We start from the raw sequence: 26,419 nt of genomic DNA, 5'->3' as shown, positions 1-26,419 counted from the left end.
GTCACAGCTTGCCGCCGCGTCCGCCGCCGCGCCGGGCGGGCGCGATGAGCGTCGAGAGGTACGGCAGGCCGGTCCCGTCGAGGTCGGCGGCCGGCCGGATGGACTCCTCCGGCAGCCCGAGCGCCGACCCCCACACGGCGTCGTCGATCCGCCCGGTCTCCCGCAGCGCCTCGGCCACCTCCCGCGCCTGCCGCCCGAACTTGTAGGCGACGACGGTCCCGGGCCCGCTCAGCGCGTCCTTCAGCACCGCCGAACCCGCCGTCACCGGCACCAGTGTGAGCGGCTCGGTGCCCTCGGTGAGGACGGCTCCCGAGCGGGCCGCGAGATCCTGCATGGCGGTGATCCCGGGCACCGTCTCCACGACGGTCCCCGGCACCAGGGCGGAGACGGTCTGCGCGAGATACGTGAAGGTCGAGTAGACGTTGGGGTCGCCGATCGTCGCGAAGGCGACGGACCCGCGCTCCCCGAGCAGTCGCGCGACCTGCCGGCCGCCGGCGTCCCACGCGGCCTCCCGGCGCGCCCGGTCGCTGCGCTCGTTGAGCGCGAACACGATCCGGACGATCTTCTCCGCGGGCACGTAGTGCAGCACGGTCGCCTCGGCCCGTCCGGGCTCCCCGCCGTCCGTCCCGTCGGCCGCGGCCATCACGGGGACGACGACCACCTCGGCGGCGCGCAGGGCGTTGACGCCCTTGACGGTCACCAGCTCGGGGTCACCGGGCCCGACCCCGACTCCGATCAGTGTGCTGCTCATGTCGTCAGGCACCTCTCCACGAACCGACGGGCGACACCGGGCTCACCGGCCCAGTGCGTGTGCAGATAACTCGCGTGCACACCGTTTTGTACGAAGCCTTCGACGCGGCGGTGCGGCCCGCGCACCCCCCATGCGGGAGCCGGTCCGGCGCCGGGCTCCATGACCGTGCGGTGGAACTCGTGTCCGCGCATCCGCGTCCCGGCGACGGCGAGCACACTGTCGCTCACGGCGACCGCGTCCCGGTACCCGAGCGTGAGCCGCCCGCTCATCCGCGCGTCGGCGTCGAGCACCCCGCACATGGGCTGCCCGTCCAGCTCCCGGCACAGGTACAGCAGCCCGGCACACTCGGCGGCGACCGGAGCACCGGCCTGCACGAGCGCGGTGACCGCCTTCCGCAGCGGCTCGTTGGCCGACAGTTCGGCCGCGTACACCTCCGGAAACCCGCCACCGACGACCAACCCGGCCGTCCCGTCGGGCAGTCGCTCGTCGCGGAGCGGATCGAACGTGACGACCTCGGCCCCGGCGGCGGCGAGCAGCTCGGTGTGCTCGGCGTAGGAGAAGCTGAAGGCGGCCCCACCGGCGACGGCGACCACCTTCGGCCCGTCCGGCGTCTGAGGACGAGTCGGCGCAGCCACTCCCAGCCCGTCCGGCGTTTGAGGACGAGGCCCTTCGGGCCGAAGCGGGGGTCTGGGGGCGGCAGCCCCCAGAGACGGGACGGGAAGGGGCGGCGGGGGCGAGACACCCAGCACCTCAGCCGCATCCCAAGCCGCACAGGCCAACGCCCCCGCACTCGCCGCCAGCGCGGCCAGCGCATCGAGATCACACCCGGCGGAGACCTGCGCGGCCATCGCCGCGACCGCCTCCACCGCCGCCGCCCGCCGCTCGGCGACCGGCACCAGCCCCAGATGCCGCGACGGCACATCGGCCTGCGGAACCCGCCGCAGCACACCGAGCACCGGCGCCCCCGCCGAATCGAGCGCCTCCCGCAGCAACTCCTCGTGCCGGTCGGAGGCGACCTTGTTGAGGATCACACCCCCGATCCGCACCTCCGGGTCCCAGGACGCGAACCCGTGGACGAGGGCGGCGACCGACCGGGACTGCGAGGACGCGTCCACGACGAGCACCACCGGCGCCCGCAGCAACTTCGCCACCTGCGCGGTGGACGCCAGTTCGGCCTCGCCCGCGGCCCCGTCGTACAGCCCCATGACGCCCTCGACCACGGCGAGGTCGCACCCGCGGGCCCCGTGCGCGAACAGCGGCGCGATCAGCTCCGGCCCGCACAGGTACGCGTCGAGGTTGCGCCCCACCCGTCCGGCGGCGAGCGCGTGGTAGCCGGGGTCGATGTAGTCGGGCCCGACCTTGTGCGGGGACACCGTGCGTCCCCGCGCGGTGAACGCCGCCATCAGCCCGGTGGCGACGGTGGTCTTGCCGCTGCCCGAGGAGGGCGCGGCGACGACCAGCCGGGGCACGGAGCAGGAGGTCACCACTCGATGCCTCTCTGGCCCTTCTGGCCGGTGTCCATGGGGTGCTTGACCTTGGACATGTCGGTCACCAGGTCGGCGGCGTCGAGGAGCCTGCCGGGCGCGTTCCGCCCGGTGATCACGACGTGCTGGGTGCCGGGCCGGTCGCGCAGCACCGCGACGACCTCGTCGGTGTCGATCCAGCCCCAGTGCATCGGGTACGCGAACTCGTCCAGCACGTAGAGCCGGTACGTCTCGGCGGCCAGGTCCCGCTTGACCTGCTCCCAGCCCTCGCGGGCCTTGTCCTCGTTGTCCAGCTGCGCGTCGCGCTGCACCCACGACCAGCCCTCGCCCATCTTGTGCCAGGTGACCGAGCCGCCCTCGCCGGAGTCGCCGAGCACGCGCAGCGCCCGCTCCTCGCCCACCTTCCACTTGGCCGACTTGACGAACTGGAACACCCCGATCGGCCAGCCCTGGTTCCAGGCCCGCAGCGCGAGCCCGAAGGCGGCGGTCGACTTCCCCTTGCCGACCCCGGTGTGCACGACGACCAGCGGACGGTTCCGCCGCTGACGGGTCGTCAGTCCGTCGTCCGGCACCACACTCGGCTGTCCCTGCGGCATCACGCGGCCCTCCTGTCGCCCTGAACATCCCTGACCAGCCCGGCGATCGAGTCCGCCCGCAGCTCCTGAAGCGTCACCGCCGTACCGCCCAGCCCGTCCGCGAGCCGCCCGGCCAGTCCCAGCCGCACCGGCCCCGACTCGCAGTCGACGACCACGGACGCCACCCCCTCCGCCGCGAACAGCCGCGCCGCCCGTCCGGCCAGTGCGACCGGCTCGGGGCCGCCGGTGGCCCGGCCGTCGGTCACCACCACGACCAGTGCCCGCCGCGCGGGGTCGCGCAGGCGTTCCACGCGCAGCACGTCGTGTGCCTTGAGCAGCCCCGCCGCCAGTGGCGTCCGGCCGCCGGTCGGCAGGGACTCGAGCCGGGCCGCCGCCGCGTCGACCGACGAGGTCGGCGGCAGCGCGAGGTCGGCGGCCGACCCCCGGAAGGTCACCAGCCCCACCTTGTCCCGCCGCTGGTAGGCGTCCAGGAGCAGCGACACGACGGCGCCCTTCACGGCGCTCATCCGCTGCCGGGCCGCCATGGACCCGGAGGCGTCCACGACGAACAGCACGAGGTTGCCCTCGCGCCCCTCCCGGGTGGCCTGCCGCAGATCGTCCCGGCGCACGACGAGCCCCGGCCCGGAGCGCCCCCTGGCCCGCTGGTGCGGTGCCGCGGCCCGCACGGTGGCCGCGAGGTGCAGTGTGGTGAGGGCGCCCCGGGGCCGGCGCGCCCCGGTGGTCCGCCCGTGCTCGGTCCGCGCCCGTGACCGCCGTCCGGCGGCGCCCTCGCCGAGACCGGGCACGCTCAGCACCCTGGTGCGGAACGGCTCCGCGGCGCGCACCGGCCGCTGGTCGCCGGAGCCGGCGCCGGAGGTCTGCGGTTCCCCCTCCTCACCGGCCTCGGGACGCGCGCCCGTGTCACCGTCCGCGGGACCCTCGGGACCGCCGGAGTCCGGTGCGGGCGGCTGGCCGCCGCCTCCGCCACCTCCGTCGGGGTCCGGGTCGTCCTCGGGCTCGCCGTACTGCTCCAGCGTCTCGTCGAGCTTGTCCTCGTCCAGGCCCGGCGCGTCGAAGGGGTTGCGCCGCCGCCGGTGCGGCAGCGCCAGCAGCGCGGCCTGCCGTACGTCCTCGGCGAGCACGTCGGTGCGCCCCGCCCAGGCGGCCAGCGCTGTCGCGGTCCGGGCCATCACGATGTCGGCGCGCATGCCGTCCACCTCGAACGCGGCGCAGGTCGCCGCGATCTGCCGCAGCGCCCCGTCGCCCAGACGCACCGAGGGCAGCAACTCCCGCGCGGCGACGATCCGTCGGCGCAGGTCCGCCTCCTCGCCGGCCCAACGCGCCGCGAACGCGGCGGGGTCGTCGTCGTGGGCGAGCCGCCGCCGTACGACCTCCACCCGCTGGTCGGGCTCGCGGGAGGCGGCGACCTCGACGGTCAGCCCGAACCGGTCGAGCAACTGCGGGCGCAGCTCGCCCTCTTCGGGGTTCATGGTGCCCACCAGCAGGAAGCGGGCGGCGTGCCGGACGGAGACGCCCTCGCGTTCCACGTACGACGCGCCCATCGCGGCCGCGTCGAGCAGCAGGTCGACCAGGTGGTCGTGGAGCAGGTTGACCTCGTCGACGTACAGGATGCCGCGGTGCGCGGCGGCCAGCAGGCCGGGCTCGAAGGCCTTCACGCCCTCGGTGAGCGCCCGCTCGATGTCGAGGGCGCCGACCAGCCGGTCCTCGGAGGCGCCGACGGGCAGCTCCACCATGCGGGCGGGCCGCGACTCGAAGGCTCCGGGCTCGTGCGGGCCGTCCGGGCAGGCCGGGTCGGGGGCGGCGGGGTCGCAGGAGAACCGGCAGCCGGAGACGACGTCCACCTTCGGCAGCAGGGCCGAAAGAGCGCGTACCGCCGTGGACTTGGCGGTGCCCTTCTCGCCGCGCACCAGCACACCGCCGACGGCGGGGGAGACGGCGTTCAGCAGCAGTGCGAGCCGCAGGTCGTCCTGACCGACGACGGCCGTGAACGGAAAGGGGGTGGTCACTTCTCGTCGCCCTCCAGATCGCCTTCCAGCTCCAGGTATGTCGCCCGCAGCCGTTCCAGTGTGTCCGCGTCCGGTTCCGCCCACAGCCCGCGGTCGGCGGCCTCCAGGAGACGCTCGGTGATGCCGCGCAGGGCCCACGGGTTGGACTTCTTCATGAAGTCCTGGTTCTCCGCGTCGAAGACGTACTCCGCGCTGAGCTTCTCGTACATCCAGTCGTCCACGACCCCGGCGGTGGCGTCGTAGCCGAAGAGGTAGTCGACGGTCGCCGCCATCTCGAAGGCGCCCTTGTAGCCGTGCCGCCGCATCGCCGCCATCCAGCGCGGGTTGACGACGCGGGCGCGGAAGACGCGGTGGGTCTCCTCGCCGAGCGTGCGGGTCCTGACCTGGTCGGGGGTCGCCGAGTCACCCACGTACGCCTCCGGGCTCGCGCCCGTCAGGTGGCGGACCATGGCGACCATGCCGCCGTGGTACTGGAAGTAGTCGTCGGCGTCCACGAGGTCGTGCTCGCGGGTGTCGACGTTCTTCGCGGCGACGGCGATGCGCCGGAACGCGGTCTCCATGTCGCCGCGCGCCGCCCGCCCGTCGAGCCCGCGCCCGTAGGCGTAGCCGCCCCACACCGCGTACACCTCGGCGAGGTCGGCGTCGGAGCGCCAGTTGCGGGCGTCGATCAGCGGCAGCAGACCCGCGCCGTACGCGCCCGGCTTGGAGCCGAACACCCGGGCCGTCGCGCGCCGCCGGTCGCCGTGCTCGGCGGTGTCCGCGTCGGCGTGCGCCTTCACGTAGTTCTGGTCGGCGGACTCCTCCAGCTCGGCCACCGCCCGTACCGCGTCGTCGATCAGGCCGACGACGTGCGGGAACGCGTCCCGGAAGAACCCGGAGATGCGGACCGTGACGTCGATGCGCGGCCGGCCGAGCTCCGTCGGGGGCACGATCTCGAAACCGGTCACCCGGCGCGAGGCGTCGTCCCACACCGGGCGGCAGCCCAGCAGCGCCAGGATCTCGGCGATGTCGTCGCCCTGGGTGCGCATCGCGGAGGTGCCCCACACCGTCAGGCCGACGGACTTCGGGTACGCGCCGGTGTCCTGGAGGTAGCGCTGCACGAGCGAGTCGGCGAGCGACTGCCCGACCTCCCAGCTCAGCCTGGACGGGATCGCCTTGGGGTCGACCGAGTAGAAGTTGCGGCCGGTCGGCAGGACGTTGACGAGTCCGCGGGTGGGCGAGCCGGAGGGGCCGGCCGGGACGTAACCGCCGTCCAGGGCCTTCAGGATGTGGTCGATCTCGTCGGTGGTGCGGGCGAGCCGGGGCACGACCTCGCGGCACGCGAACTCCAGCACCGCGACGGCGTCCGGGAGTTCGGCGCCGACGACCTGACGCACCAGAGCGGGAACGGCCGCCGGGTCCCAGCCCCGCTCCTCCATGCCCTCCGCGAACCGCCGGCACAGCTGCTCCAGCAGGTCGACGGCGTCGGCCCCGGTCCTGGCCGGCCCGTCGACGAGTTCCGTCAGCTCCACCGGTACCTTCACCGGCGCGCCGGGCTCGGCGAGCAACTCCTTCTCGACCAGCCCGAAGTGCTCGGCCAGACAGGCCCGCAGACCGGGCAGCGCGTTCGCCGTGCCGCCCCACACCTGGGAGGCGCGCAGCACGGCCAGCACGAGGTTGACGCGCGGCTCGGCCTCCGGGCCGCCGCCCAGGATGTGCAGGCCGTCCCTGATCTGGACGTCCTTGATCTCGCAGAGGTAGCCGTCGATGTGCATGACGAACTCGTCGAACGCGTCCTCGTCCGGCTGGTCGTCGACGTGCAGGTCGTGGTGCAGCTCGGCGGCCTTGACCAGCGTCCAGATCTGGGCGCGCACCGCCGGCGCCTTCGTCGGGTCCAGGTCGGACACCAGCGCGTACTCGTCGAGGAGTTGCTCCAGCTTCGCGAGGTCGCCGTAGGTGTCCGCGCGGGCCATCGGCGGCACGAGGTGGTCGACGACGGTGGCGTGCCCGCGGCGCTTGGCCTGGGTGCCCTCGCCCGGGTCGTTGACGATGAACGGGTAGATCAGCGGGAGTTCGCCGAGCACGGCGTCCGGGGCGCAGCCGCCGCTGAGGCCGAGTCCCTTGCCCGGCAGCCACTCCATCGTGCCGTGCTTGCCCATGTGTACGACCGCGTCGGCGCCGAAGCTGTTCTCCAGCCAGCGGTAGGCAGCCATGTAGTGGTGCGAGGGCGGCATGTCGGGGTCGTGGTAGATCGCGATCGGGTTCTCCCCGAAGCCGCGCGGCGGCTGGATCATCACCACGACGTTCCCGAACCGCAGGGAGGCCAGCACGATGTCGTCGCCGTCGACGTACAGGGAGCCCGGCGGCTCGCCCCACGCCTCCAGCATGCCGTCGCGCAGCACCGGGTCGAGCGTGTCGAACCAGGTCCGGTAGTCGGCCAGCGGCACACGCGCGGGCGCGGCGGCGAGCTGCTCCTCGGTGAGCCACTCGACGTCGTGGCCACCGGCATGGATGAGCCGGTGGATCAACTCGTCGCCGTTGTCCGGGTGCCCCTCGACGGCGTATCCGGCGTCCCGCAGCGCGTCCAGCACCCGCACCGCCGAGGCGGGCGTGTCCAGGCCGACCGCGTTGCCGACGCGGGAGTGCTTCGTCGGGTAGGCGGTGAAGACGAGCGCGAGCTTCTTCTCCGCGTTCGGCTTGTGCCTCAACCGGGCGTGCCGTACGGCGATCCCGGCGACCCGCGCGGCCCGCTCGGGGTCGGCGACGTACACCGGCACCTCGTCCGGGCCCTGCTCCTTGAACGAGAACGGCACCGTGATGAGCCGCCCGTCGAACTCCGGGATCGCGACCTGCATCGCCGCGTCCATGGGGGACAGGGCCGCGTCGGAGTTCTGCCAGGCACTCCTGGACGAGGTGAGGCACAGGCCCTGCAGGACGGGGATGTCGAGGTCGGCGAGCGCCCCGACGTCCCACGCCTCCTCGTCGCCGCCGGCCGAGGCCTGCGAGGCGTGCGTGCCGCCGGCGGCGAGGACGGTGGCGACCAGGGCGTCGGCCCGCCCGAGGATCTCGTACAGCCCCGGGTCCGCCCCGCGCAGCGAACCGCAGTACACGGCCAGGGCGTTGGCGCCCCGCGCCTCGATCGCCTCGCACAGCGTGTCCACGAAGCCGGTGTTGCCGCTGAGGTGGTGGGCCCGGTAGAAGAGCACGCCGACGGTGGGGCGGCCCTCGGCGTACGCCCGCTGCCCGTGCACCCCGAACGCGGCCATCCTGCGCGGCTCTTCGAACCCCTCGCCGGTCAGCAGCACGGTGTCGGACAGGAAGCGGGCGAGTTCCGTCAGGTTCTCCGGCCCGCCCTCGACGAGGTAGCGCAGCGCCTCCGCCACGACACCGGCCGGCACGGACGACTCGGCCATCAGCTCGGCGTCGGGCACGTTCTCCCCGCCGAGCAGCACGGTCGGCACACCGGAGGCCCTGAGCGCGGCGAGCCCGTCCTCCCAGGCCCGTCTGCCGCCGAGCAGCCGTACGACGGCGATGTCCGCGCCCGCGACCAGCGCGGGCAGCTCCTCCGCGACGTCGACCCGGGTGGGGTTGCCGATCCGGTACGGCGCGCCGGAGGCACGCGCCGCCAGCAGGTCCGTGTCGGCGGTCGACAACAACAACACTGTGCTCATGCGGGTGCTCCCGGTGGGATGAAGGGCAGTCCTTGCGGCGCGCCGGACTCGATGAGCCGCCACAGCGCGTCGGTGTCAGCGTGCTGTTCGATCAGGTCGCCGAGCCGGTCGAGCTGTTCCTCGCGCAGCGCGGCGAACGAGGTGCCGGCGGCCGGTACGAACCGGCGGCCCGCGGCGGCCGCCACCTCGCGCAGGAAGGCGCGCCGGAAACCGTCCGACTCCAGGGAGCCGTGCCAGTGGGTGCCCCAGGTCTGACCGACCCGGCAGCCGTCGAGGAACGGCTCCCCGCCCGTGACCTCGGCGATCCCGTGGTGGATCTCGTACCCCTCGACATGCTCGCCGAGGGCCTCGCCCGCGGGCCGGGTGAGGGTCTTCTCGCGGGCGAACCGCACGCGTACGGGCAGCAGTCCGAGCCCGGGCACGTGCCCCTGCCGGCTCTCCACCTCGTCCTCGATGTGCTCGCCGAGGATCTGGAAGCCGCCGCAGACGCCGAGCACGGGCCGGCCCTCGGCGGCCCGCCGGGCGATCGCCCCGGCCAGCCCCCGCTCCCGCAGCCACTCCAGCGCCCGCACGGTGCCCCGGGTGCCGGGGACGACGACGAGGTCGGCGTCCGCGAGTTCCTCGGGCCGGTCCACGAACCGCACCACGACACCCGGTTCGGCGGCCAGCGCGTCCACGTCGGTGAAGTTGGACATCAGCGGGACCGCGCAGACGGCGACCCGCAGGACGTCCTCGCCGACGGGCGGGGCGGTGTCCGACTCGCGCACGGTCCCCCGCAGGGAGACTCGCAGCCCGTCCTCCTCGTCGATGCCGAGGCCGTGCCGGAAGGGCAGGACGCCGTAGGTCCGCCGCCCGGTGAGCCCGTGCAGCATGTCGAGGCCGGGCTCCAGCAGCGAGACGTCGCCGCGGAACTTGTTGACGAGGAACCCGGCGACGAGTTCCTGGTCCTCGGGGGACAACAGGGCGACCGTGCCGAAGAAGGAGGCGAAGACGCCCCCGCGGTCGATGTCGCCGACGACGAGCACGGGCAGCCGCGCGTGGCGCGCGATGCCCATGTTCACGATGTCCGTCCGCCGCAGGTTGATCTCGGCGGGACTGCCGGCCCCTTCACAGATCACCGCGTCATACGTGCCCCGCAACTCGGCGAGACAGTCGAGCACGGTCCCCAGCAACTGCTGCTGCCGCCCGCCGTGGTACCCGCGAGCGCTCAGCTCGCCCACCGGCCGGCCCATCAGCACGACCTGACTGCTCTGTTCGCCGCCCGGCTTGAGCAGGACGGGGTTCATCAGCGCGGTCGGCTCGACGCGGCACGCCTGCGCCTGCATGGCCTGCGCGCGGCCGATCTCGGCGCCCTCCCGCGTCACGAACGAGTTGAGGGACATGTTCTGCCCCTTGAACGGCGCGACCCGCACCCCCTGCCGGACCAGCCAACGGCAGATCCCGGCGGTCACGACGCTCTTGCCGGCGTCGGAGGTGGTGCCGGCGACCAGCAGACCACCGTTCACGAGGCGCCCCCCTTACCGGCCCGCTTCCCGGCCCGCGCGGCGAACAGCCGCACACCGGCCGTCCGCGCGACGACGGTGACGCCGAGCGCGAGCACGCCGACGCGACGGGAGAGCCGCGCGGCCCGTTCGATGTCCCGTACCTCCACGGCACGTCCCTCCCCGTTCAGCACCGGCCGCCGCTCGACCCGGCCGCCGTACGACAACGTCCCGCCCAGCCGCACACCGAGCGCCCCCGCGAACGAGGCCTCCACGGGCCCGGCGTTGGGGCTCGGATGCCGGCCCGCGTCGGCCTGCCAGGCCCGTACGGCCCCCCGCGGGTCCCCGCCCGCGACGGCGGTCAGGGCGGCGGTCAGCCGCGCTCCCGGCCAGCCCGCGAGGTCGTCCAGCCGGGCGGAGGCCCATCCGTAGCGCCGGTACCGGGGCGATCTGTGCCCGACCATCGCGTCCAGGGTGTTGACGGCCCGGAACCCGACGAGTCCCGGCACGCCGCCCAACGCGCCCCACACCAGCGCCCCCACGACCGCGTCCGAGGTGTTCTCCGCGACGGACTCCACGACGGCCCGCGCGATCCCGTCGGCGTCCAGGGCCTGCGGATCGCGCCCGCACAGGTGCGGCAGCCGGGCCCGGGCCGCCTCGACGTCACCGGCCTCCAGGGCGCGGCCGACGGCTCGCGCCTCGCGCCCGAGGCTGGTGGCGCCCACCACGGCCCAGGTGGCGGCGGCGGTCAGGGCGACGGAGGCGGCGGGGGAGGGCCGCAGCGCCGAAGTGGCGACGGCGGCCAGACCGACGACGCCTCCGGCGCAGACGGCGGTGTGCAGCACGCCGTACCCCCGGTGGTCCCGCCACAACAGGTGTTCCACGGCGCCGGCGGCCCGCCCGAACGCGGCGACCGGATGCCCACGGCGAGGATCACCGAGGACCAGGTCGGCGAGAAGGCCGGCGGCGGCGCCGTACGCGAAGACGCGATCGGCACGCATCGGCTCAGCCGGCCGAGGGGTCGGGCGGAGCGCCGGTGGCAGACCTCGAACGGCAGCCGAGCATGGCTCTGTGTCCTCACTCAGGGTGTCCACGCCCTGGTTCGACGAGACCGGCGGTGAGAGTTCCTGGCTCCCGGGGTTCACACCCCGGTCACAGTGGCGGGACCGCGCCGGATTCGCACCGGCTTCCTCTCTTGCCGCCGTACATGGCTCCGGCAGTCCACCACGGGCCCCGAAGGGCCGTCAACTTGCTGTTGACCTGCGCGGGGAGAGTGTGCCGAGGCCCACACACGAGGGGCCCCAGGCGTCACAGACACGTGGGGTGCGGGACGGAGATCCGTCCCGCACCCCACTCGGTGTCCAGGTGCGGCGGGTCAGGCGACGATCAGCGAGATGCCGTACGCCACCGCCGCCGCGCACGCCGCGAAGCACACGTACGCGCCGGTGACCGCGAGGGCCGCGGACTCGCCCTGGGCCGCCGCGCGTTCACGGCGGGAGAGACCGGTGATGCCGAGGGTGAACAGGGCCACGAGGGCCACGGTGACCACGAGGCTGACCCCGAAGACGGAGCCGAGGGCTGCCCAGTCGATCTTCATGCTGCTTCTTCCTTCGTAACCGGGGGCGCGGGGCTCAGACGGTGGTGGCGGCCGGCGGGACCACCGGTTCGGTGGCCGGGGCCGGGATCGTGGCCGTGAGGTCCTCGGCGACGGTGCCCACCGGCGGCGGGGCCACGACGGCGATCGCCGTGGTCACCACGCCGGCCGGTTCCTCGGAGGCGTTGACGTTGCTGTGGTCGATGACCTCGCGCCGCGACAGCTTCCAGATGGCGGCGCTGGAGGCGATCAGGAAGACGGCGACGACCGCGGTGCCCCAGTCGCCGAGGTCCGTCACGGACTCGGCGAGAGCACCGACCACGGCCGCGGCCGGGAGCGTGAGGCCCCAGGCGACGAACATCCGGGTGGCCGTCGACCAGCGCACGACGCCGCCCTTGCGCCCGAGGCCCGCGCCCATCACCGAACCGGAGACGGAGTGCGTGGTGGACAGGGAGAAACCGAGGTGGGAGGAGGCCAGGATGACCGTGGCCGCGCTGGTCTGGGCGGCGAAGCCCTGCTGCGGCTGGAGTTCGGTGAGGCCCTTGCCCATGGTGCGGATGATGCGCCAGCCGCCGAGGTAGGTGCCGAGCGCGATGGCGAGGCCCGCGGAGAGGATGACCCAGGTGGGCGGGTCGGAGTCGGGGGAGACGACGCCGCCGGCGACCAGGGCGAGGGTGATGATGCCCATCGTCTTCTGCGCGTCGTTGGTGCCGTGGGCCAGGGAGACCAGGCCCGCGGAGGCGATCTGGCCCGTGCGGTAGCCCTTGGCGGCGGCCCTGCCGTCGGCCTTCCTGCCGAGCGTGTACGACAGGCGCGTGGCGAGGAACGCGGCGGCGCCCGCGACGACCGGGGCGGCGACCGCGGGGATCAGCACCTTGGTGACCAGGGCGTCACCGTGCACCGCGCCGAACCCCGCCGAGGCGACGGTGGCGCCGATCAGGCCGCCCATGAGGGCGTGCGAGGAGCTGGAGGGGAGTCCGACCAGCCAGGTCAGCAGGTTCCAGAGGATCGCGCCGACCAGGGCGGCGAATATGACCTCGGGACGTATGCCGGACTCGTCGACGAGTCCCTTGGAGATCGTGTTGGCGACCTCAACGGAGAGGAAGGCACCCACAAGGTTCAGCACGGCGGACATGGCCACCGCGACCTTGGGCTTGAGCGCACCGGTCGAGATGGTCGTGGCCATCGCGTTGGCGGTGTCGTGAAAACCGTTCGTGAAATCGAACGCGAGCGCGGTTACCACCACAATCGCGAGGATCAGCGAGAAGTTTTCCATTTACCCAGGCAATCGTTCGAGGTCATTGGCTGGACGACCGTAAGCAACCTGAGTGAACGGAAGATGAACTGAGGCAGGCATCGGGGTGTCCTGGTGAGGCGATTTCGCTCCGGCCGGCCCGCTGGCGGCGCTTCCGCCTCCGGCCTGTCACGGACGGCCCACAGCGCGTGGTGCGAACCGCCCGCGACGCGTGCGCGGGCGGCCGACATCGAGCAGTGACGTCGCCCACAGCGCGTGGCGAGGGCCGCCCACAGCGCGTGGTGCACGCGGTCCCCGGCACGGGGCCCCCGCGCCTGGCAGGATCGCCGCATGGCAGAGCAACGGCGGGAGCCGCGGGACGCACGGGGTGGCCTGGACGGTGTGCCCGAGGCCGGCGAGGCGTGGGGCAGGCGCGCGCGTCCCGAGGAGGCGGACGCCTGGACGGACCTCGTCGCGACCGCCCGCAGAACGGTCCGGGACGCCCTGGTCGTCGGCACCTCGGGCAACGTCTCGGTCCGCGTCGGCGACACCGTCCTGGTCACCCCGACCGGCGTCCCCTACGACCGGCTCACCCCGGACGACGTCGTCGGCGTGGACCTCGAAGGCCGCCAGGTGCTCGGCTCGCTCGTGCCGACCAGCGAACTGCCGATGCACCTGGCCGTATACACCACCACCGACGCCCGCGCCGTCGTCCACACCCACGCCGTGCACGCCACGGCCGTGTCCACCCTCGTCACCGAACTCCCGCCCATCCACTACATGGCCGGCGCCCTCGGCGGCAGCGTCCGGGTCGCCCCCTACGCGACGTACGGCACCCCCGAGCTGGCCGAGAACATGCTGCGCGCCCTGACCGGCCGCTCCGGCTGCCTGCTGCGCAACCACGGCACGATCACCTACGGCGCAACCCTCGACCAGGCGTACGACCGCACCGCCCAGCTGGAGTGGATGTGCCGCCTGTGGCTGACGGCGTCCTCCGTACCCGGCCTGGACCCGGCGCTCCTGTCGCCGCGGCAGATGGCCGAGGCCCAGGAGCGGCTGCGCGGCTACGGGCAGCCCTGACCAGGGTCCCGTACCGGCGCGCCCCCGCAAGGCCGCGTCCCCGGACATCACTCCGGGCCGTCCTCCCGCTGGCCGCGGACGGGGCGGGCCAGGACACTGGTCGGATGCGCACAGTCAAAGCGACGGCCGCGGCCGTCTCCGTGGCCCTCGCGGCCGGCGCGGCAAGCGTCGCGGCCGGCCGGTACGCCAGCGGCGCAGCGCTCAAGGCACCGCCGGGCCGGCCGCTGCCCACCGAACCCCACCTCACCGTGCACGCCACCGCCGCCGGGCAGATCGTCCTCACCCGGTCCCTGGCCTCCCTGCGCCCCGGAACCTACGGCCTGGCCGGCGACGGCACGCACGCCGTGGTCGGCCCCGTCCAGGACGGCACCCCGCACCCCGCCGACACCGTCGTACGCCGCCTGGAACGCGTCACCCACGGCACCCCGCGACCCGGCGCCAAGGTCTGGCTCACCCCCCAGGTGCACGTCGGCGACCCGGCCACCGCCCTCGGGATCGAGTACACCGACGTCCACATCCACGGCGAACTCGGTTCGCTGCCCGCCTGGTTCGTCCCCGGCGTACGGGACACCTGGATCATCACGGTGCACGGCCTGGGCGCCACCCGCGAACACCCCCTGAACGTGCTGGAACTCCTGCACCGCCACCGCTTCCCGCTGCTCGACCTCGCCTACCGCGGCGACCCCGGCGCGCCCCGCTCCCCGGACGGACTGAGCCACCTCGGCGAGACCGAGTGGCGGGACCTGGACGCGGCGATCCACCACGCCGTGCACCAGGGCGCCCGGCAGGTCGTCCTGTTCGGCTGGTCCACCGGAGCCACGATGGCCCTGCGCGCCGCCGTCCACTCCGGGCTGCGCAACCGCGTCGCGGGACTCGTCCTGGACTCCCCGGTGCTCAGCTGGCAGACCACGCTGCGCGCCCTCGCCGCCGCCCGGCACACCCCGGGCGCCCTGCTGCCGCTGGCCGTGCGCGCCGCGCAGGGCCGCACCGGACTGAGCCCCGACCCCGGTGCCCCCGTCAGCGACCGGCTCGCCGCGCCGACGCTGATCATCCACGGGCCGGACGACACCGTGGCCCCCTGGGACCTCTCGCGCCGGCTCGCCGCCACCCGCCCCAACCTGATCGCCCTGCACACCGTCCGCCGCGCGCCCCACGCGGCCATGTGGAACGCCGACCCGAAGACCTACGAGGAGGCGCTGCGCCGCTTCCTCGTCCCGCTGATGTGACCGGCCCGCCGCACCGGCGGACCCACCGCTGCGACGGGTCCCGAGGAGCCGGAGCGCGGCCGGGGCGCCACGCTCGGGGCCCCCGGTCGGAAAGATTCCGTTTAAGGCCGTACCACTGGCTTGTTCTCGGCCCCGGGCCCCCGCGACACCCCGTGCGTTGGCCCTCCCCGTAGCCCCCCGTGACATTCCGTTTGGGTTTTCGGACCGTCAACCGGAAGACTGCACCCGTGACGTCCCGTATCCCGCGCGACTCCAGGCTCCGACTCGTCCGCCCGCGACCCCTGGCCGCCGCCCCCAGAGCGATGAACCAGCGGCGCTCGCGCCGCCCCGCCCCCCGCCCGCCGGAGGGCACCCCGGCCCCCGCGGAGCTGGCCAGAATGGCGCGCTCCGGCCTGGCCGCCGCGGCCCGCGTCGCCCACTGGGCCGACACCGCCCTGCGCCCCGGCCGGGACAGCGCCAGCCCTGACGGCAAGGGCACCCTCTCCGACGCGACCGCCGAACGCGCCGCCGCCGACCTCGGCCTGACCCCCGCACAGGTCCGCGCCGACTGGGACACCGCACGCCTGGCCGGACTCGTCGAGGTGCACGGCGACGACGCCCGCCCCGGCTGGCGGCTGCGCGCCTGGGACCGCGACGACAGTGCCGTGCTGCGCGGCTGGGTGGCGCTGTTCGACGCCTGGTCGCTCGCCCACCCCGAGCCCTCCGGACACGAGCCGGCCGCCGTGGCCGAGGTCGTCTCGGCCATGCCCCAGGTGCTGTCCTTCCTCCAGCTGTCCGCCGGCCCCGTGCCCGTGGAGCAGCTCCTGGACCTGCTGGAGCAGCGGGTCACCGAACTGCGCACCGAACGCTGCGAGATCCCCTACGGCCCCCAGCCGGAGCCCGAACCGGCCCGGCAGGCCCCGCCGGAGCCCGCCGACGCCCCCCTGCCCCCGCTCCTGGAGTGGGCCCTGCGCGCCCTCGCCTCCGTCGGCGCCCTCACCTACGGCGAGGGACAGGCCACGCTCACCCCGCTCGGCAGCTGGGCGGTCTGGGTCAAGCTGGAGCAGATCTGCGTCGCCGCGCAGAGCCCCGCCGGCAACATCGAGCAGGCGGCCGAGGGCATGCTCCGCGGCTGCGCCCAGTTGCGCCCGAACGCGGCCCGCGCCGAGTACCGCGCCTGGCTCGCCGCCCGACCCGTGGGCAGCGCCGTGGCCGAACTGCTGGAGGCCGCCCGCGGCGAGGACGCCCTGCTGCGCGGCCTCGCCTTCGAGGCGCTGCGGGTCGTCGGCGCTCCCGCCGAACCCGACGTGCGTGCCGTGGCCGACGTGCCCACCCTGCGGCCCTACGCCCTGCTGTGGCTGGCCGAGCACGACGGGATCGACCCCGAGGACGCGCACGAGATCCTCACCCGGCAGGAGGCCACCTGGCTGTGGGTCGACACCGCGGCCGCCGTCGCCGACCACGGGGAGGCCCCGCTGCTGGTGCGGCACCTGGAGTCCGCCGTGCAGCCCACCGTGCCGATGCTCCTCGACGAGGTGCGCGCGGTCGGACATCCCCGCACGGTGCAGGTCCTGGTCGCACTCGCCGCCGCCCACCCCGACCCCGCGCTGGCCAAGGCCGTGCGGCGGGCCGCCTTCCAGGTGCACACCGGCGGGAGCTGAGAGCCCGCCTCAGGCCCCCGTGTCGGGGGCGTAGGTACCGAAGCTCCAGATGTTGCCCTCGGCGTCCCGGGCCATGTAGTCCCGGGAGCCGTAGTCCTGGTCCGTCGGGGGCATGAGGATCTCCGCGCCGTGGTCCAGGGCGCGCCGGTGGTGCGCGTCGACGTCGTCCACGACGACGTACACCCCGCTGGGACCCGCGCCCTTCATCGCCGTGTCGAAGACACCGCCGCGGTTTTTGGAACCGACCATCACCGCGCCGTTGCCCTGCACCAGCTCCGCGTGCATCACCACGCCGTCCTCGCTCTCGTACACCGACAGCTCCGTGAACCCGAAGGCCTCCGTGAGCTGCCGGATCGCCGCCTTCGCGTCCGCGTACAGCAGCGTCGGACAGATACTCGGACGCCCGCCCGCCGTGCCTGCCATAGCGATCACTCCCTGTCGTGTCACGGTCGTGTCCCCGGCGATGCCCGCCGCCGGAAAACCGGAGAATTCCGGACTTCGCCCCAGTCTCGCACCGGCCACTGACACCGCGCGGAAACCTCTCGGGCGACCGACGGCACCTCCCCGCGGCCCTTCCGTCCGGGACGTCGGCACGGGACCTCCGTACGGGACTTCCGTACGGCCCCGGTGACCTGGGCCGTCGGCCGGCTCGCCGCCCCCGGTGGCCCGCGGGCCGGAAAATTGGTTGCACGGCCCCGTTAGACTTGGCCCATGGCCATTCTCCTCGCGCATTAGACGGCGGGAACGTCCTCAGCCGCCCATCCCGCCACACAACCCCGCCCTGGAGTCTGTCCGTGATCTCCGCCTCCGGTATCGAGCTGCGCGCCGGCGCCCGAGTCCTCATCGAGTCCGCCACCTTCCGCATCGCCAAGGGCGACCGCATCGGCCTGGTCGGCCGCAACGGCGCCGGCAAGACCACGCTCACCAAGGTCCTGGCCGGCGAGGGCGTCCCCGCCGGGGGCGCCGTCACCCGCTCCGGCGAGGTCGGCTACCTCCCCCAGGACCCCCGCACCGGCGACCTCGACGTGCTCGCCCGCGACCGCATCCTCTCCGCGCGCGGCCTGGACACCCTGATCCGCAAGATGCGGGAGAACGAGCAGCGCATCGCCAACGGCGCCGGCGCCACCCGCGAGAAGGCCCTGCGGCAGTACGAGCGCCAGGAGACGGAGTTCCTCACCAAGGGCGGCTACTCCGCCGAGGCCGAGGCCGCCACCATCGCCGCCGCGCTCAACCTGCCCGACCGGGTGCTCGGCCAGCCCCTGCACACGCTCTCCGGCGGTCAGCGCCGCCGCGTGGAGCTGGCGCGCATCCTGTTCTCCGACGCGGACACCCTGCTGCTCGACGAGCCGACCAACCACCTCGACGCCGACTCCATCGTCTGGCTGCGCGACTACCTCAAGACCTACCGCGGCGGCTTCATCGTGATCTCCCACGACGTCGACCTGGTCGAGACGGTCGTCAACAAGGTCTTCTACCTGGACGCCAACCGCGCCCAGATCGACTACTACAACATGGGCTGGAAGCTCTACCAGCAGCAGCGCGAGGCCGACGAGAAGCGCCGCAAGCGCGAGCGGCAGAACGCCGAGAAGAAGGCCGCCGCGCTGCACTCGCAGGCCGACAAGATGCGCGCCAAGGCCACCAAGACCGTCGCCGCGCAGAACATGGCCAAGCGCGCCGACCGGCTGCTCGCCGGACTGGAGGCGGTACGGGCCTCGGACAAGGTCGCCAAGCTGCGCTTCCCCGAGCCCGCGCCCTGCGGCAAGACCCCCCTCATGGCGGAGGGCCTGTCGAAGTCGTACGGCTCGCTGGAGATCTTCACAGACGTCGACCTGGCCATCGACAAGGGCTCCCGCGTCGTCATCCTCGGCCTGAACGGCGCCGGCAAGACGACCCTCCTGCGGCTGCTCGGCGGCGCCGAGCAGCCCGACACCGGAGAGGTCATCGAGGGCCACGGCCTCAAGCTCGGCTACTACGCGCAGGAGCACGAGACCCTCGACCCCGAGCGCACGGTCCTGGAGAACATGCGGTCCGCCGCCCCCGACCTCGACCTCGTCGAGGTCCGCAAGACGCTCGGTTCGTTCCTCTTCTCCGGGGACGACGTCGACAAGCCGGCCGGGGTCCTCTCCGGCGGCGAGAAGACCCGCCTCGCGCTCGCGACCCTGGTGGTCTCCTCCGCGAACGTCCTGCTCCTGGACGAGCCCACCAACAACCTCGACCCCGCCAGCCGTGAGGAGATCCTCGGCGCGCTGCGCACCTACAAGGGCGCGGTCGTCCTCGTCACCCACGACGAGGGAGCCGTCGAGGCGCTCCAGCCGGAACGGATCATCCTGCTGCCGGACGGCGTCGAGGACCTGTGGGGCGCCGACTACGCGGATCTGGTGGCCCTGGCCTGAGCCGCTCCGGGCCCGGCGGACCGCCGCGGTACCCGGTCGACCGGTGATCGGCTCGGTTGTCGGTCGGGTCGTCGGTTCGGGTGTCGGCCGGGTCGCCGGCCCGGTGATCCATGCGTGATCGATCATGTGATCAACTGCGTGATCCACTGCCTATGGATCATTCGGCCGATCCGTGATCCATCATCTGTGTGAGATCTCCTCGTACCGCGGTGTGTCCTACATCCATTTCACGGCCGGGCCCTTTGTCGACCGGGGTCCGGCCGTCGTGCGTCCCTGACCTGGCACTTCACAAGGGAATTTGTTCGGCCGCGCGGACGCGGCCGTCTGGAATCCCTGATTCCGCTTGTGCGCACCCGCTCCTGTCGTCAAAACCTTGTCTTACGGACCTTGCCGAATGGGTGGCCATGGAGCCGCCGAGGGGTGATCATGAGAGGACCAGAGCGCACTTCCCACGAGGAGGCACGGGTGGCCGAGACTCTGAAGAAGGGCAGCCGGGTGACCGGCGCCGCGCGCGACAAGCTCGCGGCAGACCTGAAGAAGAAGTACGACTCCGGTGCGAGCATCCGGGCGCTGGCCGAGGAGACCGGCCGCTCGTATGGCTTCGTGCACCGGATGCTCAGCGAGTCCGGCGTCACGCTGCGTGGACGTGGTGGCGCGACCCGGGGCAAGAAGGCCGCAGCGTCCTGAACCGGGCGGCCCATCGGCTTTCGATGGTGGCCACCCGGTCGGTCGGCTGATCGACCGGGTGGTTACTGTGCAGTCACTTCACTGTGCCGTGGTGCGGCGGTAGCCCGCCCCCGGCACGGCATCACGACCGCACGCATCGGAGGCGCCCCATGGCTTCGCCCGACCAGGACCTCGGTCCGGTACTCGACAAGGACGGCGTACGGCTCACCGTCGACGACGCCATCGCCACGGTGACACTGACCAACCCGGCCAAGCGCAACGCCCAAAGTCCTGCGCTGTGGCGGGCGTTGGCCGAAGCCGGGCGGTTGCTGCCGGGCACCGTCCGCGTCGTCGTGCTGACCGCCGAGGGCAAGTCCTTCTCCGCCGGACTCGACCGGCAGGCGTTCACGCCCGAGGGCTTCGACGGCGAGCCGTCGTTCATCGACCTCGCGCGGGGCAGCGACGCCGAGCTGGACGCGACCATCGCCGAGTACCAGGAGGGCTTCACCTGGTGGCGGCGCAGCGACCTCGTGTCCATCGCCGCGGTGCAGGGACATGCCGTCGGAGCGGGTTTCCAGCTGGCCCTCGCCTGTGACCTGCGCGTCGTAGCCGACGACGTGCAGTTCGCCATGCGCGAGACCAGCCTCGGGCTCGTCCCCGACCTCACCGGCACCCATCCGCTGGTGGGGCTCGTCGGTTACGCCCGCGCGCTGGAGATCTGCGCGACCGGGCGAGCCGTCACGGCCGAGGAGGCCGTGAGCACCGGACTGGCGAACATCGCCGTACCGCTCGACCAGCTCGCGGACGCGGTACGGGACCTGGCCGGCGCGTTGCTGGCCGCGCCCCGGGACGCCGTGATCGAGACGAAGGCGCTGCTGCGCGGGGTGCAGGGGCGGTCGTACGAGGAGCAGCGGACCGCCGAGCGGGCCGCCCAGGCCAGGCGGCTGCGGGACCTGGCCGGCGTCGGCGAATGAACCCGCCGGTCAGCTGACCGCCGTCACCAGCACCGCCGCCGTCGGGTGATCCGGCAGTGACTGTGCCGCGCTCACGCGCACTTCCAGGGCCACGTCGAGCGCCCGACCGCCCGGGCCCACCGCCACCTCCAGCCGGACGTGGCGGTGCGGCAGCGCGGCCGGACCGCTCTGCCACTCCTCGATCCAGGTGCCCGTCACCCGGATCACGCCCGCGACCGCCAGCGCGGCGGCCTCGACCCGCAACTCGTCGACCGACCGCGCCGCTTCCGCCCCGGGCCCCGGCTCCGGTGCGAGCCCCGGTTCTGCCGCGGCGGGCGCCGCCGGCCCCGCGCCGGCCCGCTCCACCTCGTCCAGCAGGGCCGTCACCCGCAGGTCCACCTCCGTCACCGCCAGGCCGAGCCGCTCCGTGGCCGCCGCGGCCAGCGTCGCGCGGAGCCGGGCCGCCGCCGCGGGCAGCGGCTCCGAGGCCGACGCCGCGAACTCCGCCGTCACCCGCAGCGGCCCGGGCGGCAGCGCGCTCGGCGGCGGCGGTACGGCGGGTTCCCGCGTGTCCAGCGGATCGGCGAGGGCGATGCGCAACACGGTCAGCCGTACGCCGCGCAACTCTTCGGCCGCGCGCCGGAGCACCGCCCCGGCCGCGTTCTCGGAGATCCACGCGCCGTCGCCGGGGCCGCCCAGGGGCAGGAGCCTGCCGAGTCCCAGCTGCTGGCGTACCGCTCGGGTCCATTGGTCTGCCGTCATTCCTCCAGCCTGCCGCATCCCAGACGCGCGAGCGCGCAACCCCGCATACGGTGGTGGAAGGACGCCAACCGAAAGGGACGTACGGCGATGACCGACATGACGGAACAGGACCGGACGGGCACCCCCTCAGGAGCCAAGGACGTGCCGGAGAGCTCGGGGACGCGCAGGCCCCAGATGGCCAAGCGTGGCGGCGGCGATCCGTCCACCAGGGGACGGACGACCATCGCGGACGGTGTGGTGGAGAAGATCGCCGGACTGGCCGCACGGGACGTGCTCGGCGTGCACGCCATGGGCAGCGGGCTGTCGCGGACCTTCGGGGCGGTGCGCGACCGGGTGCCCGGCGGGTCGAAATCGGCCGCGCGCGGAGTGAAGGTCGAGGTCGGCGAGGTACAGACCGCGCTCGATCTGGAGATCGTCGTCGACTACGGCGTGTCGATCTCCGAGGTGACCCGGGAGGTGCGGGAGAACGTCATCGCCGCGGTGGAGCGGATGACCGGCCTCGAGGTGGTCGAGGTCAACATCGCGGTGAGCGACGTCAAACTGCCGGACGAGGAGGACGAGGAGCCGGAGCCCCGCCTCCAGTGACTCGCCGGCGCCCGAAGAGCCGGGCGGGGACGATCCGATGGTCCGTTGGTCTGACGAGCGTAGGAGCGCACCATGAACCTGGCCGTGGTCGGCATGATCGCCGGCATGGCACTGGGCTTCGCCGGATACTTCGGCGGGTTCGGGGCCTTCCTCCTGGTGGCGGCCCTGGGAGCCATCGGATTCGTCGTCGGCAGGTTCGCGGAGGGCGACCTGAACCTCGGCGACCTGTTCCGTCCCCGTGACGACCGGCGGCGGTGACGTCCGTGAGCGACGGGGTCACTGAGCTCCGCGCGCCGCTGACGGTGGTCGCGCCGGGCGAGCGCGGCGCGACCCGCATCGCGGACCGGGTCGTCGCGAAGGTCGCCGCACAGGCGGCCGGCGAGGCGCTGGGCAGGCTGCCCCGGGACGTCTCGCGCCCGCACGCCACGGTCGCCGTCCACCACGGCACCGCAAGGGTCCGCATCCACCTCGAACTCGACTATCCGAGCGACATCGGCGGCCGGTGCGGACAGGTGCGTCGTCATGTGGTCGAGCGGGTAGGCGCGTTGGTGGGCATGGAGGTGCCGGAGGTCGTCGTCCACGTGGAACGGCTGCATCTCGTACCGGCACACGGCGCGGCACAGGGGAGGACGCGATGAGCGAGTCCCAGGGCACCGAGGGCACCACACAGCGGCTGCCGGTCATCGAGAGGGAGACCGACCCGGCCGGGGGGTACGCGTACGAACCGCCACCCCCGGCCGAGCAGAGGGAACGCCTCCCGGAAGCGGCCGGCGGCACCGGCCGCTTCCGGTCCGCGCGCCGCGTCCCGGCCGCCGTCGTCGCCGTACTGATCCTCTTCGTCGCGGGCGTCTTCCTCTACGACATCGCCGCCGTGCGCGCCGGCCGGCCCGGCATGCGCTGGCGCCGGGAACTGGCCGGGCAGCTCGCCGAACGGCCCCTCGACGACACCTGGGTGCTCGTCGGCGCGGGCGTGACGGCGGCCCTCGGACTGTGGCTGATCGTGCTGGCGCTCACCCCCGGGCTGCGGACGGTGCTGCCGATGCGGCGCACGCACGCCGACGTACGCGCCGGGCTGCACCGCAAGGCGGCCGCCGTGGTGCTGCGCGACCGGGCCATGGAGGTCGCCGGCGTGCAGTCGGTGCGGGTGCGGACACGACGCAGGAAGGCCGACGTGCGCGCGGTCGCCCACTTCCGTGCACTGGACGAGGTACGGGCCGACCTGGAGGACGTGGTCGCCGACGCGGTGCGGGGCCTCGGGCTGGCCCGGCCGCCCGCGCCGGCCGTCCATGTGGCGCGACCCGGGAAGAAGGGGTGAGCGCGGTGCTGAGGACCGTCAACCGTGTGGTGCTCGGGGTCGTGGGCCTGGTGCTCCTGCTCCTCGGCGGTTCCGTGCTCGCCGTCCGGCTGGGCGCGCCCCCGCCGTCCTGGTGGATCCACGACGGGCGGCACGACGTCCTGCTCAGCGACACGGAGCGGACCCGCTGGCGGGACGCCGGCTGGTGGTGGCCCGCCGTCATCGCCGCGCTCGCCGTCGTGGTGCTGCTGGCCCTGTGGTGGCTGACCGCGGTGCTGCGCCGCCGCCGGCTCGCCGAGGTGCTCGTCGACACCGGTGACGGCGAGGGCGCCCTGCTGCGGGGACGGGCCCTGGAGGGCGTCTTCGCCGGCGAGGCGGGAGACCTGGACGGCGTCGCCCGGGCCCACGTCCACCTGACCGGCCGCCGCACCGCGCCCGCGGCCCGTGTACGGCTCCTGCTGGAACCCCACGTGGACCCGGCCACCGCCCTGGACCACCTCACCACCCGAGCCCTGACCCACGCCCGAACCTCGGCAGCCCTCCCCACCCTCCCCACAGAGGTCCGCCTACAGGCCCTGAAACACCGAGCGGACAGAGTCAGCTGACACGCCCCCCGCGCCCCTGACGCCCCGCCAGGGGCGCGGGGAACTGCGCGACCAGCCCCCGCGGCCCCGCAGCCGACACCGCACCGCACCCGGCGCTCGCCGCCCCAGCCGAACCCGGCGCTCGCCGCCCCCGTTCAAAACCCGTGCCGCATCCCCCCGTCGACCGGCACCATGACCCCCGTCAGATAAGACGCAGCCGGCGACAGCAGGAACGCCGCCGTCCGCCCGAACTCCTCGGGCCTCCCGTACCGCCGCAGCGGAATCCGCGACTCGTTGGCCGCCCGCGTCGCCTCGGGATCCGCGGACAACTTGTCCAGCTCCCGTACTCGGTCGGTGTCGATGCGGGCCGGCAGCAGCCCCACGACCCGGATGCCCCGCGGCCCCAGTTCGTCGGCGAGCGACTTGGCGAAGCCGGCGAGTCCGGGCCGCAGCCCGTTGGAGATCGTGAGCCCCGGGATCGGCTCGTGCACCGACCCCGACAGCACGAACCCGATGACACCGCCCGCATCCAGTTCCTCCGCCGCCGCGCGGGCCAGCCGTACCGCCCCCAGGAAGACCGATTCGAACGCCGTCTGCCACTGCTCGTCGGTGTTGTCGGCGACGAATCCGGGCGGCGGACCGCCGACACTGATGAGGATGCCGTCGAACCTCCCGAAGTGCTCCCGCGCGGCGGCGATCAGCCGTGCGGGCGCCTGCGGGTCGGCGTTGTCGACGGCGACGCCGACCACGCCGGCGCCCAGCCCCTCCGCCGCCTCGGCGACGCGCTGCTCGTCCCGCCCCGTGACGATCACCTTCGCCCCGTCGGCCACGAGTTCGCGCGCGGCGGCGTGGCCCAGTCCGCGGGTGGCCCCGGTGACGACGTACACCCGGTCCTTCAGTCCAAGATCCATGCCCCTATCCTGCCTCTTCGGTCCCGGACAGGGCGAGGGCGGTGTTCACCAGCCCGATGTGGCTGAACGCCTGCGGGAAGTCGCCGAGCGGACGCCCGGCCACCGGGTCGCACTCCTCGGCCGGCAGGCCCACGTCGTCGGTGAGGCCCGCCAGCCGGTCGAATCTCCCGGGCCTCTCCGGTACGGCCCGTCATGTGCAGCGCGTGCGCCGGCCGGAACGAGCACACGAGGAAGGTGCCACCTCGCCGTACGCGCGCTAGACGGACACCGCCTGCGTCGCCCGCGTGTCCGCACCGGCGGCCGCCGCCCGCCTCTCGCGGGCCTCCCGCCGCACCAGGACCACCCAGCCGACCGGGACGGCCGCCGAGAACAGCCACCACTGGATGGCGTAGGCGAGGTTCAGCGCCGAGTCCTCCCGGCCGGGCTCCCCGACGAGCTGTGGCAGGCCGCCCCTGGGCGCGGGCGCCGTCTGCGCGATGTAGCCGCCGAGCACCTCGGCACCCAGACGCCGCGCCTCCTTCTCGCTGTTGATCAGCATGATCTGCCGGTCGGGCAGTCCCTTGATGTCCTTGATGCCGCTCGCGGCGGTCGTCTCGTCGGCCATCAGCCGTCCGGTCACCGTGGTCCGGCCGTGCGGCGGCGCGGGGATCTTCGGGAAGGCGGTCTGTGCCGCGTCCGCGGGAATCCAGCCGCGGTTGACCAGCAGCACCTTGCCGTCGGTCAGGACGAACGGGGTGAGGACGTGGAAGCCGACCGCGTCGTCGGCGTTGACGCGGCGCCTGACGACGAGTTCTCGGGCGGTGTCGAAGGTGCCCGTCGCGGTCACCGTGCGGTACCGCTCCGTGGTGGTGACCGTGTGTCCCGGGGCGGTCAGGTCCTCCACGGGGACCGGCCTGGCGGCCAGCGCGTCGGAGACCAGCTGGTTCCGGGCGGCGCGCAGGTCGTGGCGATGCATCTGCCAGAAGCCCAGCCTGATCATCGTGGGGATGAGGAGGAGGGAGACCAGCGTGAGGATCACCCACTGCCGGGACAACAGGAAGCGGTACACCCCACGACCGTACAACTCGGTCGTGGGGCGCATCAGGGCGGGTAGTGCGTTACACCTTGTCCACGATCCCCACCCTGCCCTCCGCGCGGGCGCAGTGGGCGCCGCAGAACCAGTGACCCTCGACCTCGACTCCCTGGCCGATGATCTGCACACGACAGTGCTCGCAGATCGGTGCCATGCGGTGGATCGCGCAGGAGAAGCAGTCGAAGACGTGCACCGCGCCCTGCGCGTGCACCTCGAAGGTCATTCCGTAGTTGTTGCCACATACTTCGCAGGTCGCCATGGGCCACAGGGTGGGCCGTCCGCGCCGCGCGCGCGGGAGGCGGCCGGGCGAGTCGCACGGCAATCACCCGTCCGTACGGTCACCACCCCGGGGCGCCGGCGGCCCTGCCGTCACCACCCCGGGCGCCCCGGCGACCGCGCCGTCCACCTCCTCTCGCGCCCGCTCTCCCTGCCCTCCCGCCCACTCCACCTCCCCGAG

The 26,419-nt window shown here is 73.7% G+C and carries 25 protein-coding genes, 1 pseudogene and 1 riboswitch; of the genes and pseudogenes, 11 read left to right on the top strand and 15 right to left on the bottom strand.

What is annotated here, in order from left to right:
• Nucleotide 1: 1 nt before the first annotated feature.
• From cobI to AC07AZ_RS30230, 9 genes are all read right to left on the bottom strand, one after another.
• Nucleotides 2-751, bottom strand: coding sequence for a precorrin-2 C(20)-methyltransferase (gene cobI / locus AC07AZ_RS30270; RefSeq protein WP_478853329.1), 750 nt, complete (start codon nt 749-751; stop codon nt 2-4).
• The gene (locus AC07AZ_RS30265; RefSeq protein WP_478853327.1) at nt 748-2,238 is read right to left on the bottom strand and encodes a cobyrinate a,c-diamide synthase; all 1,491 of its coding nucleotides are present in this window, start codon (nt 2,236-2,238) and stop codon (nt 748-750) included. The genes cobI and AC07AZ_RS30265 overlap by 4 nt, the downstream gene beginning before the upstream one ends.
• Nucleotides 2,232-2,831, bottom strand: a complete 600-nt coding sequence (gene cobO, locus AC07AZ_RS30260) for a cob(I)yrinic acid a,c-diamide adenosyltransferase (protein ID WP_478853325.1) — start codon at nt 2,829-2,831, stop codon at nt 2,232-2,234. The genes AC07AZ_RS30265 and cobO overlap by 7 nt, the downstream gene beginning before the upstream one ends.
• Nucleotides 2,831-4,837 (bottom strand): putative cobaltochelatase, encoded by a 2,007-nt coding sequence (locus tag AC07AZ_RS30255; protein WP_478853323.1) that lies wholly within the window; start codon nt 4,835-4,837, stop codon nt 2,831-2,833. Before AC07AZ_RS30255 ends, cobO begins: the two co-directional genes overlap by 1 nt.
• Entirely contained in the window at nt 4,834-8,487 is a 3,654-nt protein-coding gene (cobN, locus tag AC07AZ_RS30250) for a cobaltochelatase subunit CobN (protein WP_478853321.1), read from the bottom strand. The genes AC07AZ_RS30255 and cobN overlap by 4 nt, the downstream gene beginning before the upstream one ends.
• Nucleotides 8,484-9,992 carry a cobyric acid synthase gene (locus AC07AZ_RS30245; protein WP_478853319.1) on the bottom strand — a complete coding sequence of 503 codons (1,509 nt, stop codon included), beginning with the start codon at nt 9,990-9,992 and terminating at the stop codon, nt 8,484-8,486. Before AC07AZ_RS30245 ends, cobN begins: the two co-directional genes overlap by 4 nt.
• Nucleotides 9,989-10,969 (bottom strand): cobalamin biosynthesis protein, encoded by a 981-nt coding sequence (locus AC07AZ_RS30240; protein WP_478853317.1) that lies wholly within the window; start codon nt 10,967-10,969, stop codon nt 9,989-9,991. The genes AC07AZ_RS30245 and AC07AZ_RS30240 overlap by 4 nt, the downstream gene beginning before the upstream one ends.
• A gap of 101 nt (nt 10,970-11,070) precedes the next feature.
• Nucleotides 11,071-11,209: riboswitch (cobalamin riboswitch) on the bottom strand.
• 134 nt (nt 11,210-11,343) lie between these two features.
• Nucleotides 11,344-11,565, bottom strand: coding sequence for a hypothetical protein (locus AC07AZ_RS30235; RefSeq protein ID WP_478853315.1), 222 nt, complete (start codon nt 11,563-11,565; stop codon nt 11,344-11,346).
• Nucleotides 11,566-11,599: 34 nt separating this feature from the next.
• Nucleotides 11,600-12,838 (bottom strand): inorganic phosphate transporter, encoded by a 1,239-nt coding sequence (locus AC07AZ_RS30230; RefSeq protein ID WP_478853313.1) that lies wholly within the window; start codon nt 12,836-12,838, stop codon nt 11,600-11,602.
• Between the two features lie 309 nt (nt 12,839-13,147).
• Between AC07AZ_RS30230 and AC07AZ_RS30225 the strand changes: the two genes are divergently transcribed.
• The 3 genes from AC07AZ_RS30225 to AC07AZ_RS30215 all read left to right on the top strand — a co-directional run bounded on the left by AC07AZ_RS30225 (nt 13,148) and on the right by AC07AZ_RS30215 (nt 16,742).
• Complete coding sequence (locus tag AC07AZ_RS30225; protein ID WP_478853311.1) at nt 13,148-13,876, top strand: class II aldolase/adducin family protein; 729 nt, start codon at nt 13,148-13,150, stop codon at nt 13,874-13,876.
• Nucleotides 13,877-13,980: 104 nt separating this feature from the next.
• The gene (locus AC07AZ_RS30220; protein ID WP_478853309.1) at nt 13,981-15,102 is read left to right on the top strand and encodes an alpha/beta hydrolase; all 1,122 of its coding nucleotides are present in this window, start codon (nt 13,981-13,983) and stop codon (nt 15,100-15,102) included.
• 227 nt (nt 15,103-15,329) lie between these two features.
• Entirely contained in the window at nt 15,330-16,742 is a 1,413-nt protein-coding gene (locus AC07AZ_RS30215) for a hypothetical protein (protein WP_478853307.1), read from the top strand.
• A gap of 9 nt (nt 16,743-16,751) precedes the next feature.
• Here AC07AZ_RS30215 and AC07AZ_RS30210 read toward each other — a convergent pair whose 3' ends face one another.
• Nucleotides 16,752-17,165: a VOC family protein gene (locus tag AC07AZ_RS30210; RefSeq protein WP_478853306.1), complete on the bottom strand. Its 414-nt coding sequence runs from the start codon at nt 17,163-17,165 to the stop codon at nt 16,752-16,754.
• Between the two features lie 371 nt (nt 17,166-17,536).
• Between AC07AZ_RS30210 and AC07AZ_RS30205 the strand changes: the two genes are divergently transcribed.
• The 3 genes from AC07AZ_RS30205 (at nt 17,537) to AC07AZ_RS30195 (ending at nt 20,775) form a co-directional block, all read left to right on the top strand.
• Nucleotides 17,537-19,135: an ABC-F family ATP-binding cassette domain-containing protein gene (locus AC07AZ_RS30205; RefSeq protein WP_478853304.1), complete on the top strand. Its 1,599-nt coding sequence runs from the start codon at nt 17,537-17,539 to the stop codon at nt 19,133-19,135.
• 465 nt (nt 19,136-19,600) lie between these two features.
• Nucleotides 19,601-19,822 (top strand): helix-turn-helix domain-containing protein, encoded by a 222-nt coding sequence (locus AC07AZ_RS30200; protein WP_018533414.1) that lies wholly within the window; start codon nt 19,601-19,603, stop codon nt 19,820-19,822.
• 149 nt (nt 19,823-19,971) lie between these two features.
• On the top strand, nt 19,972-20,775 hold the full coding sequence (locus AC07AZ_RS30195; RefSeq protein WP_478853302.1) for an enoyl-CoA hydratase/isomerase family protein: 804 nt from the start codon (nt 19,972-19,974) through the stop codon (nt 20,773-20,775).
• A gap of 9 nt (nt 20,776-20,784) precedes the next feature.
• Here the strand turns inward: AC07AZ_RS30195 and AC07AZ_RS30190 are convergent, their stop codons facing one another.
• Nucleotides 20,785-21,516: a nucleopolyhedrovirus P10 family protein gene (locus AC07AZ_RS30190; RefSeq protein WP_478853300.1), complete on the bottom strand. Its 732-nt coding sequence runs from the start codon at nt 21,514-21,516 to the stop codon at nt 20,785-20,787.
• A gap of 87 nt (nt 21,517-21,603) precedes the next feature.
• Here AC07AZ_RS30190 and AC07AZ_RS30185 point away from each other — a divergent pair, with 87 nt between their 5' ends.
• The 5 genes from AC07AZ_RS30185 (at nt 21,604) to amaP (ending at nt 24,000) form a co-directional block, all read left to right on the top strand.
• Nucleotides 21,604-22,101: an Asp23/Gls24 family envelope stress response protein gene (locus tag AC07AZ_RS30185; RefSeq protein WP_478853298.1), complete on the top strand. Its 498-nt coding sequence runs from the start codon at nt 21,604-21,606 to the stop codon at nt 22,099-22,101.
• A gap of 72 nt (nt 22,102-22,173) precedes the next feature.
• Nucleotides 22,174-22,359, top strand: coding sequence for a hypothetical protein (locus AC07AZ_RS30180; RefSeq protein ID WP_478853295.1), 186 nt, complete (start codon nt 22,174-22,176; stop codon nt 22,357-22,359).
• Nucleotides 22,356-22,739, top strand: coding sequence for a hypothetical protein (locus tag AC07AZ_RS30175; protein WP_478853293.1), 384 nt, complete (start codon nt 22,356-22,358; stop codon nt 22,737-22,739). Before AC07AZ_RS30180 ends, AC07AZ_RS30175 begins: the two co-directional genes overlap by 4 nt.
• Nucleotides 22,736-23,416, top strand: a complete 681-nt coding sequence (locus AC07AZ_RS30170) for a DUF6286 domain-containing protein (protein WP_478853291.1) — start codon at nt 22,736-22,738, stop codon at nt 23,414-23,416. Before AC07AZ_RS30175 ends, AC07AZ_RS30170 begins: the two co-directional genes overlap by 4 nt.
• A complete protein-coding gene (gene amaP, locus AC07AZ_RS30165) occupies nt 23,413-24,000 on the top strand; it encodes an alkaline shock response membrane anchor protein AmaP (protein ID WP_478853289.1) in 588 nt (195 codons plus the stop codon). Before AC07AZ_RS30170 ends, amaP begins: the two co-directional genes overlap by 4 nt.
• A 134-nt stretch (nt 24,001-24,134) precedes the next feature.
• On the opposite strand, the gene AC07AZ_RS30160 is transcribed toward amaP, so the two are convergent.
• The 4 genes and pseudogenes from AC07AZ_RS30160 to AC07AZ_RS30145 all read right to left on the bottom strand — a co-directional run bounded on the left by AC07AZ_RS30160 (nt 24,135) and on the right by AC07AZ_RS30145 (nt 26,221).
• The gene (locus AC07AZ_RS30160) at nt 24,135-24,890 is read right to left on the bottom strand and encodes an SDR family oxidoreductase (protein ID WP_478853287.1); all 756 of its coding nucleotides are present in this window, start codon (nt 24,888-24,890) and stop codon (nt 24,135-24,137) included.
• A gap of 4 nt (nt 24,891-24,894) precedes the next feature.
• Nucleotides 24,895-25,129: pseudogene (locus tag AC07AZ_RS30155) on the bottom strand (glycoside hydrolase family 15 protein); the annotation flags it as partial.
• 17 nt (nt 25,130-25,146) lie between these two features.
• On the bottom strand, nt 25,147-25,938 hold the full coding sequence (locus tag AC07AZ_RS30150) for an SURF1 family cytochrome oxidase biogenesis protein (RefSeq protein WP_478853285.1): 792 nt from the start codon (nt 25,936-25,938) through the stop codon (nt 25,147-25,149).
• 49 nt (nt 25,939-25,987) lie between these two features.
• Entirely contained in the window at nt 25,988-26,221 is a 234-nt protein-coding gene (locus tag AC07AZ_RS30145; protein ID WP_079072294.1) for a hypothetical protein, read from the bottom strand.
• Nucleotides 26,222-26,419 lie beyond the last annotated feature (198 nt).

It is taken from the genome of Streptomyces sp. NPDC043878 (genome assembly GCF_056435735.1).
The sequence above is the reverse complement of the archived record's forward strand: the minus strand, read 5'-3'. Positions and strand labels throughout refer to the sequence as shown.

Bases quoted from the DNA above. Each gene is read 5' to 3' on its own strand.
- AC07AZ_RS30145 (WP_079072294.1), bottom strand. From the start codon at position 26,221: ATGGCGACCTGCGAAGTATGTGGCAACAACTACGGAATGACCTTCGAG.
- AC07AZ_RS30210 (WP_478853306.1), bottom strand. From the start codon at position 17,165: ATGGCAGGCACGGCGGGCGGGCGTCCGAGTATCTGTCCGACGCTGCTG.
- cobI (WP_478853329.1), bottom strand. From the start codon at position 751: ATGAGCAGCACACTGATCGGAGTCGGGGTCGGGCCCGGTGACCCCGAG.
- AC07AZ_RS30160 (WP_478853287.1), bottom strand. From the start codon at position 24,890: ATGGATCTTGGACTGAAGGACCGGGTGTACGTCGTCACCGGGGCCACC.
- cobN (WP_478853321.1), bottom strand. From the start codon at position 8,487: ATGAGCACAGTGTTGTTGTTGTCGACCGCCGACACGGACCTGCTGGCG.
- AC07AZ_RS30180 (WP_478853295.1), top strand. From the start codon at position 22,174: ATGAACCTGGCCGTGGTCGGCATGATCGCCGGCATGGCACTGGGCTTC.
- AC07AZ_RS30190 (WP_478853300.1), bottom strand. From the start codon at position 21,516: ATGACGGCAGACCAATGGACCCGAGCGGTACGCCAGCAGCTGGGACTC.
- AC07AZ_RS30195 (WP_478853302.1), top strand. From the start codon at position 19,972: ATGGCTTCGCCCGACCAGGACCTCGGTCCGGTACTCGACAAGGACGGC.
- AC07AZ_RS30230 (WP_478853313.1), bottom strand. From the start codon at position 12,838: ATGGAAAACTTCTCGCTGATCCTCGCGATTGTGGTGGTAACCGCGCTC.
- AC07AZ_RS30225 (WP_478853311.1), top strand. From the start codon at position 13,148: ATGGCAGAGCAACGGCGGGAGCCGCGGGACGCACGGGGTGGCCTGGAC.
- AC07AZ_RS30235 (WP_478853315.1), bottom strand. From the start codon at position 11,565: ATGAAGATCGACTGGGCAGCCCTCGGCTCCGTCTTCGGGGTCAGCCTC.
- cobO (WP_478853325.1), bottom strand. From the start codon at position 2,831: ATGCCGCAGGGACAGCCGAGTGTGGTGCCGGACGACGGACTGACGACC.
- AC07AZ_RS30170 (WP_478853291.1), top strand. From the start codon at position 22,736: ATGAGCGAGTCCCAGGGCACCGAGGGCACCACACAGCGGCTGCCGGTC.
- AC07AZ_RS30240 (WP_478853317.1), bottom strand. From the start codon at position 10,969: ATGCGTGCCGATCGCGTCTTCGCGTACGGCGCCGCCGCCGGCCTTCTC.
- AC07AZ_RS30185 (WP_478853298.1), top strand. From the start codon at position 21,604: ATGACCGACATGACGGAACAGGACCGGACGGGCACCCCCTCAGGAGCC.
- AC07AZ_RS30220 (WP_478853309.1), top strand. From the start codon at position 13,981: ATGCGCACAGTCAAAGCGACGGCCGCGGCCGTCTCCGTGGCCCTCGCG.